Here is an 18,506-nt window from a genome sequence, read left to right as displayed (position 1 = left end):
CACCGTGATTCGAATTGTTCGCCAATCGTTAACCCGCCGGTCATGCTTCCGTGCGGGTCCAGGCCAGCAGGTCCGCCAGCGGCCAGGTGTTGATCACGCGTTCCGCCGCAACACCATTCGCGACCGCGCGCTCGCATCCGTACCCCTGCCAGTCGAGCTGTCCAGGTGCGTGCGCGTCGGTGTCGATGGCGAAGTGACAGCCCATCTCCACCGCCAGGCGCAGCAATCGCGATGGCGGATCGAGTCGTTCGGGCCTGCTGTTGATCTCGACGGCGGTGCCGTAGGTGCGGCATGCCTCGAAAACCACCTCGGCGTCGAAGGTCGACTCCGGTCTCGTGCCACGGCCGCCCGTGACCAGGCGACCGGTGCAGTGCCCGAGCACGTCGACGTTGGGATCGGCGACCGCGTACGCCATGCGCTTGGTCATCGTCGCGCTGTCGTCGCGCAGATGCGAATGCACGCTGGCCACGACGATGTCCAGCCGGGCGAGCAGGTCCGCCCGCTGATCGAGGGTGCCGTCGTCGAGAATGTCCACCTCGATGCCGGTGAGAATCCGGAACGGCGCCATCCGGTCGTTGAGTTCGGCGACCACGTCCAATTGCTTGCGCAGCCGATCGGCGGACAGCCCGTTGGCCACGGTCAATCGCGGTGAATGGTCGGTCAGGGCGCAATATTCGTGGCCGAGCGCCGCCGCGACGCGCATCATCTCCTCGATCGGGCTGCCGCCGTCGGACCAGTTCGAGTGCGTGTGCAGATCGCCGCGCAGCCGCTCGCGCAACGGCTTGCCCGGCGCCCCGATCGGCTGCGCCGCAGCACGCAGCTCGACCAGGTACCGCGGCACCGTACCGGCGTACGCCTGTTCGATGACGGCCGCGGTCTTGGGTCCGATGCCCGCGATTTCCTGCCAGCTGCCCGCGGCCCGATGCGCCTCCCGCTGCTCGGCGGTCAGCCCGGCGACGGCGTCGGCGGCGCGCCGGTAGGCCTTGACCCGGTGGGTTTCAGCTCGGGCGCGTTCCAGCCAGAAGCCGATCTCCCGCAACGCCGCCTCCGGACCGGGCACGGTGGCACGGTCCGGCGTCCCGCTCGGATCCTGGGCGGGCACCGGACTACGGGATCCGGCTGTACTTGATGAAGGCCACGCCGTCCTCGAACACCGTGCTGGTGATCACCCGGAACTTGGCCGGTTCCGGCAGCCGTGACCCCGCGCCGAACAGCGGCCGTCCGCTGCCGAGCACGATCGGGTACAGCTTGAGGAAGATCTGGTCGATCTCCGGGAGCAGCACCTGCGCCAGCTCACCGCCGCCGCACAACCAGATGCCGAGCCCGCTTTCCCGCTTGAGTGCCCTGACCTTCTCGATCGGGTCCGCCGAGATCAGTTCCACGGCTGGATCAGGGCTCTCCGGCAGGGTGGTCGACACCACGAACTGCCGCAGATGCGCGTAGGGGCTGGAGGTGCCGGTGCGCACGCCGAAGTCGTGCGTCTTGCGCCCCATCAGCACGGTGTCGAAATAGCGATTGCGTTGCTCGATGCCGATCGCTTCGCGCACCTTGGTCGGCAGTGTCTCCGGGTACTGCGCGTTGATCGCGGGGCCGTGATCGCCGCCGACCGGGAAGAAGTCGACCGAGCCCTCCTCGGTGGCGATGAATCCATCGATGGTCGAGGCGACGTAATAGGTGAGCTTGCGCATGCTTCCTTCCTCACGGCGGGTGACATTCCGAACCGCCCTGAGAAAACGGTAGCTCGCTCGCGCTAGCGGTGGCGCGGCTTCGGCTGGCAGCGCGGGCAGGAGTACGACGAGCGGTTCATGAACCGCTCCCGGATGATCGGCGCGCCACAGCGGAGGCACGGCTCGTGCTCCCGGCCGTAGACGGCGAGGGAACGCTCGAAATAGCCGGACTGACCGTTGATGTTCACATACAGCGCGTCGAAAGACGTGCCGCCCGCCACGAGCGCTTCGCCCATCACCGCACGCACCTCGGCGAGCAGGCCGCGCACGACGGGCCTGGACAATCCCGCGGCGATCCGCCCGCCGTGCAGCCGGGCCCGCCACAGCGCCTCGTCGGCGTAGATGTTGCCGATGCCGGAGACGACGCCCTGGTCGAGCAGAACGCGTTTGATCTCGCTGCGCTTGCCCCGGATCACGGCGACCACGGATTCGACGTCGAAACGCGGGTCCAACGGGTCGCGGGCGATGTGCGCGACCGGCTCCGGCACCAGGGTGCCGTCCACCTCGACCAGCGGCGCGAGCGCCCAACCGCCGAACGTGCGCTGGTCGACGAAACGCAATTGAGTACCGTCGCTGAAAGTGGCCCGAATGTGCGCGTGCTTCTCCAGCGGCGCGTCGGCGCGCTGGATCAGCATCTGACCGCTCATCCCCAGATGCACCACCAAGGCGGCTTCCGGGTCGTCGAAGGTCAGCCAGAGGAACTTGCCACGTCGCTCGGCCGACTCGACCTTCAGGCCGGTCAGCCGCGCGGCGAGATCGGCGGCGCCTTCGAGGTGCCTGCGCACCGAACGGGGATGGGTGATCGCCACCGATTCGACGACCCGGCCGACCACATGCTCGGCGAGGCCACGTCGAACCACCTCGACCTCGGGCAGCTCGGGCACGTCAGGTTTCGGCGGTCAGCGCCTCGTAGGCGGCCCCCGCGGCCTTCTGTTCGGCTTCCTTCTTGGACCGTCCCACGCCCTGCCCGTAGGCCCGTCCGCCGACCACCGTGGTGGCGGTGAACTCCTTGTCGTGGTCCGGCCCCGTCGAGGTGATCTCGTAGCTGGGCACGCCGAGACCACGCTCGGCGGTGAGCTCCTGCAGGCTGGTCTTCCAGTCCAAGCCGGCGCCCATGCGCGGACCCCGCTCGAGCAACTCGGCGAACAATCGCAGCACCACCGAGCGCGCCACATCGATGCCGTGCTGCAGATGCACGGCGCCGAGCAGCGACTCCATGCCGTCGGCGAGGATGCTCTCCTTGTCCCGGCCGCCGGTGAGCTCTTCGCCCTTGCCGAGCAGCAGGTGCGCACCGAGGCCGCCTTCGCCGAGGCCACGGGCGACCTCGGCGAGCGCGCGCATGTTCACCACGCTCGCGCGCAGCTTGGCCAGCTCACCCTCGGTCTTCGAGGGATGTTCGTGATACAGCCGCTCGGTGATGCTCAGCCCGAGCACGGAGTCGCCGAGGAACTCGAGACGTTCGTTCGTCGGCAGACCACCGTTCTCGTACGCGTACGACCGGTGGGTCAGCGCGAGGCGCAGCAGATCCGGGTGCAGATCGACGCCGAGCGCGGCGAGCAGGCTCGCGTGTTCACCGGACGAGTCGGGTTCGTCGGTCACGTCGCTACGGAAGGTCGGACGATCAGACCGCGGCGGTGACCTGGCGGCCCTTGTAGGTGCCGCAGGACGGGCAGGCGATGTGCGGCAGGGTCTTCTCACCGCAGGCGCGGTTCGGGCAGGTGATCAGGGTCGGCGCGGTGGCCTTCCACTGGCTGCGCCGCGACCTGGTGTTGGAACGGGACATCCGGCGCTTGGGAACGGCCACGACTACTTCTCCTCTGTCTTAATTGCTTTGCCGGTTCGGCTGATCGGTCTTGCTCAGTGGTCTCAGTCGGCCGCACCCTCGCCGGGGCTGCCGGTGCCGGGCGATCCGGAGGCGAATTTCGCCAGTCCGGCCCAGCGGGGGTCAAGTATCTCATGGGTGTGCTCGGATCCCGCAATCGCCATCCGCACCCCGCATTCCGGGCACAGTCCGGCGCAATCCGGTGTGCACAGCGGCTGTAGCGGGAGCTCCAAGCCGACCGCATCGATGACCACGGGCTTCAGGTCGATGGTGTCGTCGACCATGCGGTAGACCTCGTCGTCATCGGTGGTCTGCTCGGTGGTGCTGTCCGGATAGGCGAACAGCTCGGTGAGTCGCAGGCCGACCTCGCCGGTGAACGGCTCCAAGCAGCGCGAGCACTCCCCCTCGATCGGCGCGGTCACCGTTCCGGTGACCAGCACACCCTCGGACACCGCCTGCAACTGCAGGTCGAGCTCCACCTGCGCGCCAACGGGGACGGCGATCAGCTCCAGGCCGATCCGCTCCTCGGTGGTCACGGTGCGACGCAGCTCGCGCATCGTCCCCGGCCTGCGGCCGAGACTGCGGGCGTCCAGCACGAAAGCCGCGTCCGGCATCCGGCGCTTGGCCGAATGGGAACGCGACGCGGAACCGGAACCGGCGGACATCACGAACTCACTCACGATCGGGGGGATATGGGCAACCACTCAACAATACGCGACGGCGTGGTTCTCGCCCAAACGCCGCTGATCATCCCCGGTGCCCGCTACCTGCGGAATTCGGTGGCGTAGTCGGGGGCGCCCGCGCCGGTGCGCAGCTGGTGGCGCCCGCGGCCGACGGTGCGCAACGTGCTGGTGAGCGTCTCTTCGAACTCGGCCAGCCGGGAGTCGACATAGTGGTCGCACTCCTCGCGCAGCCGATCGGCTTCCGCGTGCGCGGCGTCGATCACTCTGGCCGATTCGGCATGCGCGGCGCGCACCACCTCCGTCTGCGTGACCAAGCGCTCCTGCTCGGCGAGACCGTCCGCGACGGAACGCTCATAAGCGGCCTTCCCCGCCTCGATCATCCGCTCCGACTCGGTGCGCGCCCGCCCGGTCAGCGCCTCGTATTCGGCATTGCCATCGGCCACCACGCGCTCGGCCTCCTCCTGCGCGGAGGTGACCAGCCGGTCGGCGTGCGCGCTTGCCTCGGCGACCATGCGGTCGGCGTGCGCCTTGGCGTCGGCGAGGATGCGGTCGGCCTCCTCGCGGGCCGAGCCGATGGTGCGCTCGGCCAGTTCGTCGGCGCCCTGCACCGTGGTCTCGGCCGCGGACCTGGCGTCGGAAACGATCTTGTCCCGGTGATCGAGCACGTCCTGGGCATCGTCGAGTTCGCCGGGCAGCGCGTCACGCACGTCGTCGAGCAGTTCGAGCACGTCGCCGCGCGGAACGATGCAGCTGCGGGTCGGCGGGATGCCGCGCGCCTCCTCGACAATGGCGACCAGCTCGTCGAGCGCTTCGAATACGCGATACATGCTCACTACCCTCCTGCGGACTCACGGCGAAACCCAGTGTGCCCCTCGTCACGGCTCGTGCCGAATCACTTTCCGGTGTGTCGCGGCAGTGTCTTGCACGCCACAGAAATCAAGTGGAGCCCCGCCCTCCGCTTCGTGTAACATTCGTCTGGAAGATCGAACTCGGATCTTCAGCACGGACCGCGCGCCTGCCGGGATCGCGGACGAAGAGCCGGAGGGATGGAGGACACCTGCCCGTCGAGTGTCGACAGGCTCCGATCGCCGGATACGCGCCACGAACGGAACCTGCCAAGAGTCGACGGGGAAGGAAGCGATGACCCATCGCTGTCGACCCTGCCGAGGGCTCGTGTTCGATCGGAATGACGATGACTGTTCTGGAACTACCGCGACCGGCGGGAGTGAGCGCCACCAGCTTGTTCACCCCGTGGGTGAGCCCGTACCCGGTGTTGCCGAAGGCCGAGGCCGCGGCGAGGTTCGGACAGCTGATCCAGTACCTGCGCGGCGACCGCGCCTTCGCCCAGCTGATCCGCTTCGCGCTCGTCGGCGGGTCCAGCAACGTCGCCTACGTGCTGTTGTTCTTCGCCATGCACGGTGTCGGGCCGCTGATCGCGAACGTCGCCGGCTCGGTCGTCAGCACCATGATCGCCAACGAACTGCACCGCCAGCTGACCTTCCACGCCGCGGGCCGGGTCGGCTGGTTCACCGCGCAGTGGGAAGGCGGCGGGCTGGCGCTGGTCGGTCTCGGCATCACGACCGCGGCCCTGGCCGCCCTCGGCGTGTGGGCGCCCGGCCTCGGGGACACCGCACAGGCCGCCGCCATCCTCGCCATCACCGCCGCGGTCGGCGGGCTGCGCTTCCTGGCACTACGCGGCTTGGTGTTCTGAGCCAGTCCGCCTCTCCGCGTCTTCAGGCCGTACAAGTCAGGTGCTCAGGGCTTACGTTCAGGTCCTGCGTTAGGTGCCGCTCAGCTTTTGGACGTACCCGGCGAGTTACCCATGTACTTCTGAAATCAGTCGTTGCGTCGCGAGCCCGATCTGGCTACCCGGTTCAGTTCTTGCGTTCGGCCAGGCGGTCGAGGAGGCGTTTGTGGACCGACGGGGGGAGCATGTCGGCGACGTCGCCGCCGTATGCGGCGACTTCCTTGACAAGGGAGCTGGACAGGTAGCTGAAGGACGGGTTGGTGGCGATGAAAAAGGTGTCCACGCCGGAGAGCTTCTTGTTCATCTGCGCCATTTGCAGCTCGTAGCCGAAGTCGCCCGCGTCGCGCAGGCCCTTCACGATGGCGGTGATGCCCTGCTCGCGGGCGAAGTCCACGAGCAGGCCGTGCCATGACTCCACCCGGACGTTGCTCAGGTGTGCGGTCGACTCGCGCAGCATCTCGATGCGCTCCTCGACGGTGAACATGCCCTGCTTCTTCGGGTTGATCATGACGGTGATGACCACCTCGTCGAACTGGGCCGCCGCCCGGGTGAAGACATCGAGGTGTCCGTAGGTCACGGGGTCGAACGACCCGGGGCACAGTGCTCCTGCCATGAGCCGACGCTAGCAGGACCGCGGCCCTCCGGCACCAATGGCCACGCCCGCGTCTATTCGTCCGGCTCGAACTCCGCCAGATCGATGCGCGTTTCACCGTACCGGCGCGACTTCGCGGGCAGGAAGCCTGCGGGCCAAGCTGTTTCGGGCGAGCGCGCCGAACGCTCCAGCACGACCACGGCTCCGGGACGCAGCCAACCGTGCTCGGCCAGCGCGCGCAGGTCGGCCAGCACGGCGGCGTTGTCGACCGCGTAGGGCGGATCGGAGAACACCACGTCGAAGCCGCCCGCACCGCCCAGCCGCAGCACGCTCGCCACCGTCGCGACCCGGAGCTCGGCGCCGGGCAGCCCGAGCTCGGCGATATTGCCGCGCACCACGGCGGCGGCCTTGCGGTCGGACTCGACGAGCAGTGCGTGCTCGGCGCCGCGCGAGAGCGCCTCCAATCCGAGCGCGCCGGAACCCGCGTACAGGTCGAGCACGCGGGCGCCCGCGAAGTCCAGTCGCGCGTCCAAGGCGCTGAACAGCGCCTCCCGTACCCGATCGGAGGTCGGGCGGGTGCCCGAGGGCGGCACCCGCAGGCGCCGCCCACCCGCCGTCCCCGCGACGATCCGGGTCATTGGGCGGAGGATTCCCGCACGGTCAGCTCGATGAGCAGATCGCCGCCTTCCACCTGCTGCACCGGGCCGATCGCGACACGGCCGACGATGCCCGCGCGGGGCGCGGTGATCGCGGCTTCCATCTTCATGGCTTCGATGGTGCCGATGGTTTCGCCCGCGGCGACCGAATCCCCTTCGGACACAGCGAGCGTCACCACGCCGGCGAACGGAGCCGCGACGTGCCCAGGGTTGGCCTTGTCGGCCTTCTCCGCTGCCGGGATGTCGCTGGCGATCGAGCGGTCACGCACGGAGATCGGCCGCAATTGCCCGTTCAGGATGCACATCACGGTGCGCATGCCGCGCTCGTCCGGCTCCGAGATCGCCTCCAGGCCGATGAGCAGGGTGACGCCTTTCTCCAGCTGCACCCGGTGTTCCTCGCCGCGGCGCAGACCGTAGAGGAACTGGTTGGCCGACAGCCCGGAGGTGTCGCCGTACTTCTCCCGGTGAGCGAGGAATTCCGCGGTCGGGCCGGGGAACAGGAGGCGGTTCAGCGTGGCGCGCCGCTCTTCGGAGCTACCGGACAACCCCTTCTCGTCCGCGGGGGCCAACGGTGTTTCCGGCTTGGCCGCACCGCGACCGGCCAGTGCCTTGCTGCGGAAGGGCTCGGGCCATCCCCCCGCAGGGGTGCCGAGTTCGCCGCGCAGGAACCCGATCACGGAATCGGGGATGTCGTAGCGCCCCGGATCGGCGGCGAAATCCTCGATGTCGACGCCGGTACCGACCAGCGCGAGCGCCAGGTCGCCGACGACCTTCGACGACGGCGTCACCTTCACCAGACGGCCGAGCAGCCGGTCTGCGGCGGCGTATTTCGCCTCGACCTCCTCGAACCGGTCACCGAGGCCGAGCGCGATGGCCTGCTGCCGCAGATTCGACAGCTGACCGCCGGGGATCTCGTGGGTGTAGACCCGGCCGGTGGGTGCGGGCAGCCCGGACTCGAACGGCGCGTACACCTTCCGCAGCGCCTCCCAATACGGCTCCAGATCACACACGTTCTGCAGATCGAGGCCGGTGTCGTACTCGCTGTGCGCCGCGGCCGCGACGATCGCCGACAGCGCGGGCTGACTGGTGGTTCCGGCCATCGCCGCGCTGGCGCCGTCGACGGCGTCGGCACCGGCCTGCCACGCGGCGAGGTAGGTGGCCAGCTGACCGCCGGGCGTGTCGTGGGTGTGCACGTGCACCGGCAGATCGAAGTTGCTGCGCAGCGCGGTGACCAGCTTGGTAGCGGCCGGGGCGCGCAGCAGACCGGCCATGTCCTTGATGGCCAGCACGTGCGCGCCCGCGTCGACGATCTGCTCGGCCAGCTTCAGGTAGTAGTCGAGGGTGTAGAGCGATTCGTCCGGATTCGCCAGGTCACCGGTGTAGCTCATCGCGACTTCCGCTACCGCCGTCCCGGTTTCGCGCACCGCGTCGATGGCCGGACGCATCTGGTCGACATTGTTGAGGGCGTCGAAGATACGGAAGATGTCGATACCGGTCGCGGTCGCCTCGGAGACGAACGCGCGGGTCACCTGCTCCGGATACGGCGTGTAACCCACGGTGTTGCGCCCGCGCAGCAGCATCTGCAAACAGATGTTCGGTACCGCCTCGCGCAGTGCGGCCAGCCGCTCCCACGGGTCTTCGTACAGGAACCGCAAGGCGACGTCGTAGGTCGCACCGCCCCACGCCTCGATCGACAGCAGCTCCGGCGTCAGGCGCGCGACGTGCCCGGCCACGCCGAGCAGGCCGTTGGTGCGCACCCGGGTGGCCAGCAGCGACTGGTGCGCGTCGCGGAAGGTGGTGTCGGTGACGCCGACCGCCTTCTGCTCGCGCAGCGCCCGCGCGAACCCCTCCGGACCCAACGCCAGCAGCCGCTGCCGGGAGCCGTCCGGCGGCGGCACGCTCAGGTCGATCGCGGGCAGCTTGTCGTGCGGGTACACCGTGGTCGGCCGCTCACCGTGCGGCTTGTTCACGGTGACGTCGGCCAGGTACTCGAGGATCTTGGTGCCGCGGTCGGCGGATCGGCGCAGGGTGAGCAGCTGCGGGCGCTCGTCGATGAACGAGGTGGTGACCCGGCCGGCCTTGAAGTCGGAGTCGTCCAGCACCGCGAGCAGGAACGGGATATTGGTGGCCACACCGCGGATACGGAACTCCGCCAGCGCCCGCCGCGCCCGCGCCACCGCCGTCGAAAAGTCGCGACCGCGGCAGGTGAGCTTGACCAGCATCGAGTCGAAGTAGGCGCCGATCTCCGCACCCAGATTCGCGCCGCCGTCCAGCCGGATGCCCGCGCCGCCCGGGGTGCGGTAGGCGGTGATGCGGCCGGTGTCCGGACGGAATCCGTTGGCCGGGTCCTCGGTGGTGATCCGGCACTGCAGCGCCGCACCCCGGATCGTCACCGCATCCTGGCTCAACCCGAGGTCGGCGAGGGTCTCTCCCGCGGCGATACGCAGCTGCGACTGCACCAGGTCCACATCGGTGATCTCCTCGGTCACCGTGTGCTCGACCTGGATGCGCGGGTTCATCTCGATGAAGACATGGTTGCCGCGCTCGTCGAGCAGGAACTCCACCGTGCCCGCGCACGAGTAGCCGATCTGGCGTGCGAAGGCCACCGCGTCGGCGCAGATCCGTTCCCGCAGTGCCGGATCCAGGTTCGGCGCCGGCGCGAGCTCGATGACCTTCTGGTGGCGGCGCTGCACCGAACAGTCCCGCTCGAACAGGTGCATCACGTTGCCGTGCTGATCGGCCAGGATCTGCACCTCGATGTGCCGCGGGTTCACCACCGCCTGTTCGAGGAATACGGTCGGATCGCCGAACGCCGACTCCGCCTCCCGCGAGGCCGCCTCGATCGACTCACGCAACTGCTCGGGGGCGGCGACGCGCCGCATACCGCGTCCGCCGCCACCGGCGACCGCCTTGACGAAGATCGGGTACTCCAGCTCCCGCGACGCGGCGATCAGCTCGTCCACGTCCGCCGACGGCGCGCTGGAGCGCAGCACCGGAAGCCCGGCCGCCTTGGCCGCCTCGATGGCGCGGGCCTTGTTCCCCGCCAGCTCGAGCACCTCGGCCGAGGGCCCGATGAAAGTAATGCCCTCCCGGGCACAGGCCGCCGCCAGGTCCGGGTTCTCGGAGAGAAAGCCGTAGCCAGGGTAGATGGCGTCCGCCCCGGCCGACTTGGCCGCCTCGATGATCGCATCGATGGACAGGTACGCCCGGACCGGATGGCCCGGCTCCCCGATCTGATACGACTCCGCCGCCTTCAGCCGATGAACCGAATTGCGGTCCTCATAGGGGAACACGGCGACCGTCCCGATGCCGAGTTCGTAGGCCGCGCGGAAGGCGCGGATGGCGATCTCGCCACGGTTGGCAACCAAGACTTTCGAGAACATTGACCTAAGGTACCCGGCGTCGTGAACCGCGCGAACATGGAATCCCCGTTCGCAAGGCTCTTCACAAAGGGCCCTAGCACCGTTGCGAAGTTGCGTTCACGAGCCCGATACATGGGCTTCGCGGGAGCAACCGTGCCCGCGCCACCTGCTACCGGATCAGCCTCTGGCCGACGCACCGGTCGCTGCAACGGGATCGACGACGGGCCACCTCACGACTCCCATCGCAACGAGTGATTTCGCGAGCACATGGGTAACTCACCGGGAACCCCCAGAACCCGAGCGGCACCCAACGCAGGACCTGAACGCAACTCCCCCGCCACCCGACTAGTACGGCCTGGAGTCCCGGAGAGGCGGCACAGCCTATGCTGAGGGGGCAGCTGGTTCACCGGTGCGCGGCGAGATGGAGCCCCGACGTCGCGCGACGGAGTCGAGCCCGCCCGTGCGGCGACGTCACGGCGGGCGAGAGGGAACCCGGTGGGAATCCGGGACTGTCCCGCAGCGGTATGCAGGAACGACCGCCGTCATCAGGCACTGAGTTCACCGGGCCGTAAGGTGCCGCGACTCGGGAAGCGACGGCCAGTAGGTCGGCCATCGGGAATACCGGCATGAGCCGGGCCATCCCCTCGGCCGGTGCCCGCGAGTCCGAAGACCTGCCAGCCGTGCCGGGTACACCCGTATCCGGCGGCCACCGCCTCGTGGATTGGGCGTGCGGATCACCAGCTGACGTGTCGGGCTCCTCGGCCGGGGAATATCTCCGGCATGTCATAAGGTTCTCCGCCTGCCCGTATGGCGATGGCTTTCGTCCTCAGCAATGGAGAAACATCGTGACTGTTTCACAGCAAAAGCCGTTCACCGCAACGGTTCTCGGGCTACCACGGGTGGGGCCGCGGCGCGAGCTCAAACGGGCGACGGAGGCCTATTGGGCAGGCAGAATAGACGCCGAGAAGTTGCACGCCGTGGCACGTGAGCTACGGCGTGCTCAGCTCACCGAACTGCTCGCCGCGGGCCTGGACTCGATCCCCGTCGGGACCTTTTCCTATTACGACCAGATGCTCGACACCGCCGTGTTGCTCGGCGCGCTGCCGCCTCGGGTCGCCGGGATCGCCGATCCGCTGGATCGGTACTTCGCCGCGGCACGCGGCACCGACACGGTCGAACCGTTGGAGATGACCAAATGGTTCGACACCAACTATCACTACTTGGTGCCGGAAATCGGCCCGGACACCGCGTTCTCGCTGCATCCGGAGAAGCTGCTGGAAGAACTGCGGGAGGCGCTCGACCTGGGCGTGCCCGCGCGGCCGGTGGTGATCGGCCCGATCACCTTCCTGAAGCTGACGAAGGCGACCGGCGGCTCGGCGCTGGCCCGGCTGCTCGAGCTGCTTCCGCTCTATCGGGAGCTGCTGCGCAGGCTTTCCGCCGCGGGAGCCGAGTGGGTGCAGATCGACGAACCGGTGCTGGTCACCGACCTCACGGCGGAGGAAATCGACCTGGTGCAGGTCACCTACGCCGAACTGGCCGAGCCGACCGAGCGTCCGGCGATCCTCGTCGCGACCTACTTCGGCCATCCTGGTGCCGCGCTCGCGCCGCTGGCCGGCACCGGGATCGAGGCCGTCGCCGTCGACTTCGCCTCCGGTACCGATGTTTCCGCGGTGGCGGCGGTGCCCGCCCTCGCGGGCAAGCTGGTCGTCGCCGGAGTGGTGGACGGACGCAACGTGTGGCGCACCGATCTGGACCGCGCCATGGCCACCCTCGCCACTGTGCTGGGATCCGCTGGACACGTCGCGGTTTCGAGCTCGTGCTCGTTGCTGCACGTGCCGTACACCCTGGCCGCGGAGACGCGGTTGGATGAGCGACTGCGGTCGTGGCTGGCTTTCGGGGCGGAGAAGGTGGCGGAGGTGCGCTTGCTCGCCACCGGCCTGCGCGAAGGACCGGAGGCGATCGGCGCCGACTTGGCCGCGGTGCGGGCGGCACTGGCGTCGCGGCGGTCGGATCCGCGGCTGAACGATCCGCAGGTGCGGGCCAGGTTGGCCGCGCTCGGGCCGGACGCCGTCCGCCGTGCTCCCGCCGAGCAGCGCCGCGAGCTGCAACGGGACCGCTTGCGGCTGCCCGCGCTGCCGACCACGACGATCGGTTCCTTTCCGCAGACCTCCGCGATCCGGCTGGCGCGGGCCGCGCTGCGCAAGGGCGAGATCGATCAGGCGGAGTACGCGCACCGGATGCGCGCCGAGATCGCGGACGTCGTCGCGCTCCAGGAGGAGCTCGGGTTGGACGTGCTGGTGCACGGCGAGCCGGAGCGCAATGACATGGTGCAGTACTTCGCCGAGCAGCTCGACGGTTTCGCGGCCACCGAGCAGGGCTGGGTGCAGTCGTACGGGACCCGCTGCGTGCGGCCGCCGATCCTGTTCGGGGACGTGGCGCGCCGGGAGCCGATGACCGTCGAGTGGATCGGCTATGCGCAGTCGCTCACCGACAAGCCGGTCAAAGGCATGCTGACCGGCCCGGTGACCATTCTCGCGTGGTCGTTCGTCCGCGACGATCAGCCGCTGGAGGAGTCCGCCCGCCAGGTGGCGCTGGCGATCCGGGACGAGACCGTGGACCTGCAGTCGGCGGGCATCCGGATCATCCAGGTCGACGAACCGGCTCTGCGCGAACTGCTTCCGTTGCGCGTGGCCGACCAGCCCGCGTACCTGGAGTGGTCTGTGCGGTCGTTCCGGCTCGCCACCTCCGGTGTCTCGGATGCGACGCAGATCCACACCCACCTGTGCTATTCGGAGTTCGGCGAGGTGATCGACGCGATCGCCGGGCTGGATGCCGACGTGACGTCGATCGAGGCCGCGCGTTCGCATATGGAGGTGCTCGACGACCTCAACGCGGCGGGATTCGATCTGGGCGTCGGCCCCGGTGTGTACGACATCCACTCGCCGCGGGTGCCCAGCGTGGACGAGATCACCACGTCGCTGCGCGCCGCGCTGAAAGCCGTTCCGGCCGAACGGCTCTGGGTCAATCCGGACTGCGGGTTGAAGACCAGGGGACCGGCCGAAGTGGAAGCCTCGCTGCGGAATATGGTCTCCGCCGCGGCGGCTGTGCGGTGAACGCGTTCGCCTGAGCGATGATCGGCGCCCCCTTCCCCCGGCGAAGGGGGCGCCGACTCACGTCACGCCCGCCCGACCGCATTGCCTGCCGCCCCCTGGTCATCTCTCTCCCCCATCCCACGGATCGCGTCCCGCGCCCGTGGATCGAAAATTCCGGTCAGCGCGACCGATCACCTACGCGCTCAATCGCATTCCGGCTCCTGCCGTGGACGCCGCCGCGACGGATACCGCTCACACAGCTCCTCCTGCCTCAGCACCGGCAGCACGCGGACCCGCGTCCGTATCCCCTTCCGCCACGCCGTGTGACACCCGGAACAACGCTCCATCGGCAGACCCCTCCTCGCACGTCATCTCCGACTCGGTTTTTCCCCTCTTGCCATACTTCGACGCGCGTTCACCCGATTCGGTTCCCGGCAGTCGCGACTAATTTCCCCGAATCCGAGGACGACCTCGTCGCCCGGGCCGCCCTACAGTCCGAAGGCCCGGTTGATGACCGCCATGTCGAAGTAATCGCGCCATGTGGTGATGGCGCCGTCGGTGATCTCGAAGAAGCCCATGACCGGGAGGGGGGTCGCGCGCCCCGCGGAGAGCAGGGTGTCGGTGCGTTCGTTCATGACCACGTTGCCGGACGCGATCTGGTGGTGGATGTCGAAGTCGATGGCGTCGAAGGTGGTCAGGAAGCCCGCGATGAAGTCGCGGATGGCGGCGCGGCCGACGACGGGTTCCATCGGAATGTTGTGGTAGACGGCGTCTTCGGCGAAGTACGCGCTGATCCGGTCGGGATCGGGGTCGGACCAGCTTCGGCACATCGCACGGACGAGCTCGTCGGGAGTCGGCATTCGCGTGGCTCACTTTCCTGCTAGCCGGTGGGCGGGGTTCGCCCCTCGATTCAACCAAGCAATTGCTCGGTACGGAAGGAAATCGATGGCCCGCCGCCCGCCGGGGCAGGTGGCTCCGGTCAGCGTCCGAGGGCCAGCTCCCGCTGCGGCACGCCGGTGTATTCCGACAGCGGGCGGATCAACGCGTTCGATGCCGCTTGCTCGATGATGTGGGCGGTCCACCCGGTGATCCGGCTCATCACGAAGATCGGCGTGAACATCGCGATGTCGAAGCCCATCAAGTGATAGGCGGGGCCCGCGGGAAAATCGAGATTCGGCTCGAGCCCGGTCGCCTCCGCCATCGCGCGTTCCAGCTCGACGTACATGCGCAACCAGCGCTCGCCTCCGGTCACCGCCGCTACTCGTTCCAGCTCCGCCCGCATGGCCGGTACCCGGGAATCGCCGTTCTTGTAGACCCGGTGACCGAAGCCCATCACCTTCTCCTTGCCGGCGAGTTTGGCGCGCAGCCATGACCCGGCCAGCTCCGGTTCGCCGATCTCCAGCATGGCGTGCATGACGGCCTCGTTGGCGCCGCCGTGCAGCGGGCCTTTCAGCGCCCCGATGGCGGCCGTGACCGCGCTGTAGATGTCCGACCGGGTGGAGGTGACCACCCGCGCGGCGAAGGTGGAGGCGTTGAAACCGTGCTCCGCATAGAGGATCAGCGAGGTCTCGAACGCCCGCACGATCCGCGGGTCGGGCACCGCGCCGAAGCACATGTTGAAGAAGTTCGCCGCGAAGCTCAGATGCGAGTGCGGCGGGACGGGGTCCAGTCCGCGCCGTCGCCGCATGTCCGCGGCGATCACGGTCGGCAATATCGCGGTCAGGCGCAACGCTTTCGTCAGCAAGGCCCCCTGTGTGGGCGTACCGCCGAGGTCATCTTCCGCGTCCTCGGCCCCCAGGTAGCTCACCACCGTGCGCACCACGTCCATCGGATGACAGGACTCCGGCATCTTCTCGACCAGCGACAGGATCGACCGGTCGACGCGCCGCTGCGCGCGCTCGCGCTGACACAGCAACTCCAGCTGCGCGACATCGGGCAACTCGCCGTACCAGAGCAGGTACGCGACCTCCTCGAAACCGCAGTGCCGCGCCAGGTCCGGTACGGCGTAGCCGCGATAGGTCAGGGAGTTGGTCTCCGGCATCACCTTCGAGATGGCGGTGGTGTCGACCACCACTCCGGCCAAGCCCTTCTTGATCTCGGTCATGTCGGTGACCCGCTCCCGGTGAAGGTGAATATTCCGGCGTCGAATTCGGTGTACTCCCGGTAGCGCAGCAGCTCGTAGAGCCGGGACCGGTGCTGCATGGTCCCCAGCAGGGCGGATTGCGTTCCGGTGCGGGCGATCTCGCGCAGCCCGTGCTCCACGGCATACATCGCCAGCCGCAGCGTGGTCACCGGATAGATGACCGCGTTGTAGCCGATCTCCTCGAGAGTGGATGCGGAAAGCAGCTCGGACTTGCCGAACTCGGTCATGTTGGCCAGCAGCGGAACTCCCACGGCGGAACGAAATTTCGTGAACTCCGCGGCGTTCGCCAGCGCTTCGGTGAAGATCAGATCCGCGCCCGCGTCGGCGTAGGCATCGGCCCGGTCGATCGCGGCGGCCAATCCTTCGGTGGCGCGCGCGTCGGTGCGGGCACAGATGACGAAGTTCGGGTCGCGCCGGGCCGACACGGCGGCCCGCAGGCGCCGCACCATGTCCTCGACCGGGACCACGGCCTTGCCGTCGAGGTGCCCGCAGCGCTTGGGGTTCACTTGATCCTCGATATGGCAGCCCGCCAGGCCCGCGTCCTCCAGAAGGGTCACCGTGCGCGCGGCGTTCATCGGCTCCCCGAAACCGGTGTCGGCGTCGACGAGCACCGGGAGATCGGTGACCCTGGCGACCTGCCGACCACGGGCGGCAACCTCGCTTGCCGTGGTCAGACCGATGTCGGGCAACGCCAGCTCGGCCGACATCACGGCGCCGGAAAGGTAGACGCCCTCGAACCCGATCTCCTGGATCAGGCGCGCCACCAGCGGATCGAACGCGCCCGGTAGTCGCTGGATGCGACCCGACTCCAGACCCGCCCGGAACGCCACACGCTTCTGCGCCGCGCTCGTCACGGCGGCCAGCAGGCCGGTCACCGCGCCCACCGTCCTACCCTCGGACCATGACCGACGAACCCCTGCGCTACCGACTCATCACCGGCGTGGACGACGCACGATTCTGCGCGCGGATCAGCGCCCTGCTGGCGCAGGGGTATCGGCTGCACGGCTCGCCCGCGATCACCTTCGACGGCAAGAACGTGATCGCCGCGCAGGCGGTGATCCTGGACGACAACTAGCGCAGCCATCAGAAGATGCCCTCCGGAGTGCGCGGCGCCCGATCGAGCACCGCGCCGGACACGGTGAAGTTCAGCTGGTCGAGTTCTCCGGCGGCCAGTTCGGGCGTCCGCTGGGCCGCGTCGAGGAAGCGGTCCTGCTCGGCCGCATCGAGCACCCCTTCGGCGAGGGTGCGGAATTTCTCGATGTACTCCGCCCGGCCGAAGGGGCGTGCGCCGAGCGGATGCGCGTCGGCGACAGCCAGTTCGTCGACGATCGTCTCGCCGCTGGTCAGCGTCACCACCGCTCGCGCGCCGAACGCCTTCTCGCCGGGGTCGGTCGCGTGGTAGCGCCTGGTCCATTCCGGGTCCTCGGTGGTGCTGATCTTGCGCCACAGCGCGACGGTGTCCGGCCGCCGCGCCCGCTCCGGCGCGTACGACCGCTCGTGATGCCAGCTTCCGTCTTGCAGCGCCACCGCGAAGATATAAGGCACCGAATGATCGAGTGTTTCGCGACTGGCGTGCGGATCGAACTTCTGCGGATCGCCGGATCCGGTGCCGATCACCACGTGCGTGTGGTGGCTGGTATGCAGCACGATCGAGGCGATCCGATCCAGATCGCCGATTCGCGAGCGCATCCGGCGCGCCAAGTCGATCGGCGCTTGGCTTTGGTATTCGGCCGAATGCTCCTTGGTGTAGCTGTCCAGGATCGCGCGCTTGGCCTCACCTGGACCGGGCAGCGGCACACGGTATTCGGCGTCCGGGCCGCCGAGCAGGCGGGCGAGCACCCCGTCGGCGCCCTCCCAGATCGGCGCGGGCGCGGTTTCACCACGCAACGCCCGATCCACCGCTTCGACCGCCATCTTGCCCGCGAAGGCGGGAGCGTAGGCCTTCCAGCTGGAGATCTCCCCCTTGCGGGACTGCCGCGTCGCGGTAGTGGTGTGCAACGCCTGGCCGAGGGCCTGATAGATGGTTTCGGTGTCGAGCCGCAGCAGCGTCCCGATGCCCGCCGCGGCGGACGGGCCGAGGTGAGCGACATGATCGATCTTGTGCTCGTGCAGGCAGATGCCGCGCGCCAGGTCGATCTGGATCTCGTAGCCGGTGGCCAGCCCGCGGATCAGATCGGCGCCGCTGCGGCCGAGATGCTGGGCGACGGCGAGGATCGGCGGAATGTTGTCGCCCGGATGCGAGTATTCCGCGGCGAGAAACGTGTCGTGGAAGTCCAGTTCACGCACCGCGACACCGTTGGCCCAGGCGGCCCACTCCGGCGAAACCCGCTGCCGCGCGGGCAGTCCGAACACCGTCGCCCCCGAACGGCCCGCGCGCGGCCGGTAGGGCTGCGCGGTGGCCTGGGCACGCGCGGCGGTCACCGGGCGGCGGGTCAGCGCGGCGGCGGCCACGGCGGCGTTGTCGATGATCCGGTTCACGATCATCGCGCCTACCTCGGCGGTCACCTCGACCGGATCCGCGGCGACCTCGGCGATCTTGGTGGCGAGATGTTCCGAGCGCGGGAACTCCTCGGCGGCGGCGCGTGCGCGTACGATGTGTCTCTTCATGCATCCTCCCGGAGCGTGTACGAATCCACTCTTCGCACGCTACGCAGGCCGGACATATTGCTGAATACCTCGCAA

General features: G+C 68.7%; 17 protein-coding genes and 1 riboswitch. Of the genes, 3 read left to right on the top strand and 14 right to left on the bottom strand.

Annotated elements, in window-relative coordinates; all coding sequences use genetic code 11:
* Nucleotides 1–40: 40 nt before the first annotated feature.
* From ACWPXK_RS11610 to ACWPXK_RS11580, 7 genes are all read right to left on the bottom strand, one after another.
* The gene (locus ACWPXK_RS11610) at nucleotides 41–1,102 is read right to left on the bottom strand and encodes a PHP domain-containing protein (protein ID WP_454196061.1); all 1,062 of its coding nucleotides are present in this window, start codon (nucleotides 1,100–1,102) and stop codon (nucleotides 41–43) included.
* A 4-nt stretch (nucleotides 1,103–1,106) separates the two neighbouring features.
* Nucleotides 1,107–1,688, bottom strand: coding sequence for a dihydrofolate reductase family protein (locus ACWPXK_RS11605; RefSeq protein ID WP_454196060.1), 582 nt, complete (start codon nucleotides 1,686–1,688; stop codon nucleotides 1,107–1,109).
* A gap of 62 nt (nucleotides 1,689–1,750) precedes the next feature.
* Nucleotides 1,751–2,611, bottom strand: coding sequence for a bifunctional DNA-formamidopyrimidine glycosylase/DNA-(apurinic or apyrimidinic site) lyase (gene mutM, locus ACWPXK_RS11600; protein WP_454196059.1), 861 nt, complete (start codon nucleotides 2,609–2,611; stop codon nucleotides 1,751–1,753).
* Nucleotide 2,612: 1 nt separating this feature from the next.
* Nucleotides 2,613–3,326: a ribonuclease III gene (rnc, locus tag ACWPXK_RS11595; RefSeq protein WP_454196058.1), complete on the bottom strand. Its 714-nt coding sequence runs from the start codon at nucleotides 3,324–3,326 to the stop codon at nucleotides 2,613–2,615.
* A 22-nt stretch (nucleotides 3,327–3,348) separates the two neighbouring features.
* Entirely contained in the window at nucleotides 3,349–3,531 is a 183-nt protein-coding gene (gene rpmF, locus ACWPXK_RS11590; RefSeq protein ID WP_014987105.1) for a 50S ribosomal protein L32, read from the bottom strand.
* Between the two features lie 62 nt (nucleotides 3,532–3,593).
* Nucleotides 3,594–4,214, bottom strand: coding sequence for a YceD family protein (locus ACWPXK_RS11585; protein ID WP_454196424.1), 621 nt, complete (start codon nucleotides 4,212–4,214; stop codon nucleotides 3,594–3,596).
* A gap of 98 nt (nucleotides 4,215–4,312) precedes the next feature.
* Nucleotides 4,313–5,059, bottom strand: coding sequence for a DivIVA domain-containing protein (locus ACWPXK_RS11580; RefSeq protein WP_454196423.1), 747 nt, complete (start codon nucleotides 5,057–5,059; stop codon nucleotides 4,313–4,315).
* A gap of 365 nt (nucleotides 5,060–5,424) precedes the next feature.
* Here ACWPXK_RS11580 and ACWPXK_RS11575 point away from each other — a divergent pair, with 365 nt between their 5' ends.
* Complete coding sequence (locus ACWPXK_RS11575; RefSeq protein ID WP_454196057.1) at nucleotides 5,425–5,943, top strand: GtrA family protein; 519 nt, start codon at nucleotides 5,425–5,427, stop codon at nucleotides 5,941–5,943.
* Nucleotides 5,944–6,106: 163 nt separating this feature from the next.
* On the opposite strand, the gene coaD is transcribed toward ACWPXK_RS11575, so the two are convergent.
* Genes coaD through ACWPXK_RS11560 form a run of 3 tightly spaced genes read right to left on the bottom strand, consistent with a single transcriptional unit; the run spans nucleotide 6,107 to nucleotide 10,610 of the window.
* Nucleotides 6,107–6,592 (bottom strand): pantetheine-phosphate adenylyltransferase, encoded by a 486-nt coding sequence (gene coaD, locus ACWPXK_RS11570; protein WP_454196056.1) that lies wholly within the window; start codon nucleotides 6,590–6,592, stop codon nucleotides 6,107–6,109.
* A gap of 53 nt (nucleotides 6,593–6,645) precedes the next feature.
* Entirely contained in the window at nucleotides 6,646–7,209 is a 564-nt protein-coding gene (rsmD, locus tag ACWPXK_RS11565; RefSeq protein WP_454196055.1) for a 16S rRNA (guanine(966)-N(2))-methyltransferase RsmD, read from the bottom strand.
* Nucleotides 7,206–10,610: a pyruvate carboxylase gene (locus ACWPXK_RS11560; protein WP_454196054.1), complete on the bottom strand. Its 3,405-nt coding sequence runs from the start codon at nucleotides 10,608–10,610 to the stop codon at nucleotides 7,206–7,208. The genes rsmD and ACWPXK_RS11560 overlap by 4 nt, the downstream gene beginning before the upstream one ends.
* Before the next feature lie 440 nt (nucleotides 10,611–11,050).
* Nucleotides 11,051–11,282, top strand: a riboswitch (cobalamin riboswitch).
* A 152-nt stretch (nucleotides 11,283–11,434) separates the two neighbouring features.
* On the opposite strand from ACWPXK_RS11560, the gene metE reads away from it, so the two are divergent.
* Nucleotides 11,435–13,702, top strand: a complete 2,268-nt coding sequence (metE, locus tag ACWPXK_RS11555) for a 5-methyltetrahydropteroyltriglutamate--homocysteine S-methyltransferase (RefSeq protein WP_454196053.1) — start codon at nucleotides 11,435–11,437, stop codon at nucleotides 13,700–13,702.
* Nucleotides 13,703–14,169: 467 nt separating this feature from the next.
* Here the strand turns inward: metE and ACWPXK_RS11550 are convergent, their stop codons facing one another.
* The 3 genes from ACWPXK_RS11550 to prpB all read right to left on the bottom strand — a co-directional run bounded on the left by ACWPXK_RS11550 (nucleotide 14,170) and on the right by prpB (nucleotide 16,699).
* Nucleotides 14,170–14,541: a nuclear transport factor 2 family protein gene (locus ACWPXK_RS11550; protein WP_454196052.1), complete on the bottom strand. Its 372-nt coding sequence runs from the start codon at nucleotides 14,539–14,541 to the stop codon at nucleotides 14,170–14,172.
* A 119-nt stretch (nucleotides 14,542–14,660) separates the two neighbouring features.
* Nucleotides 14,661–15,785: a bifunctional 2-methylcitrate synthase/citrate synthase gene (locus ACWPXK_RS11545; protein ID WP_454196051.1), complete on the bottom strand. Its 1,125-nt coding sequence runs from the start codon at nucleotides 15,783–15,785 to the stop codon at nucleotides 14,661–14,663.
* The gene (prpB, locus tag ACWPXK_RS11540; RefSeq protein WP_454196422.1) at nucleotides 15,782–16,699 is read right to left on the bottom strand and encodes a methylisocitrate lyase; all 918 of its coding nucleotides are present in this window, start codon (nucleotides 16,697–16,699) and stop codon (nucleotides 15,782–15,784) included. The genes ACWPXK_RS11545 and prpB overlap by 4 nt, the downstream gene beginning before the upstream one ends.
* Before the next feature lie 26 nt (nucleotides 16,700–16,725).
* Here prpB and ACWPXK_RS11535 point away from each other — a divergent pair, with 26 nt between their 5' ends.
* Complete coding sequence (locus ACWPXK_RS11535) at nucleotides 16,726–16,899, top strand: DUF1737 domain-containing protein (RefSeq protein ID WP_454196050.1); 174 nt, start codon at nucleotides 16,726–16,728, stop codon at nucleotides 16,897–16,899.
* An 8-nt stretch (nucleotides 16,900–16,907) separates the two neighbouring features.
* Here the strand turns inward: ACWPXK_RS11535 and ACWPXK_RS11530 are convergent, their stop codons facing one another.
* The gene (locus tag ACWPXK_RS11530) at nucleotides 16,908–18,431 is read right to left on the bottom strand and encodes an MmgE/PrpD family protein (RefSeq protein ID WP_454196049.1); all 1,524 of its coding nucleotides are present in this window, start codon (nucleotides 18,429–18,431) and stop codon (nucleotides 16,908–16,910) included.
* Between the last annotated feature and the right edge of the window lie 75 nt (nucleotides 18,432–18,506).

This window comes from Nocardia sp. Marseille-Q1738 (assembly GCF_965283145.1).
This window is presented reverse-complemented; position numbering and strand designations above follow the sequence as displayed.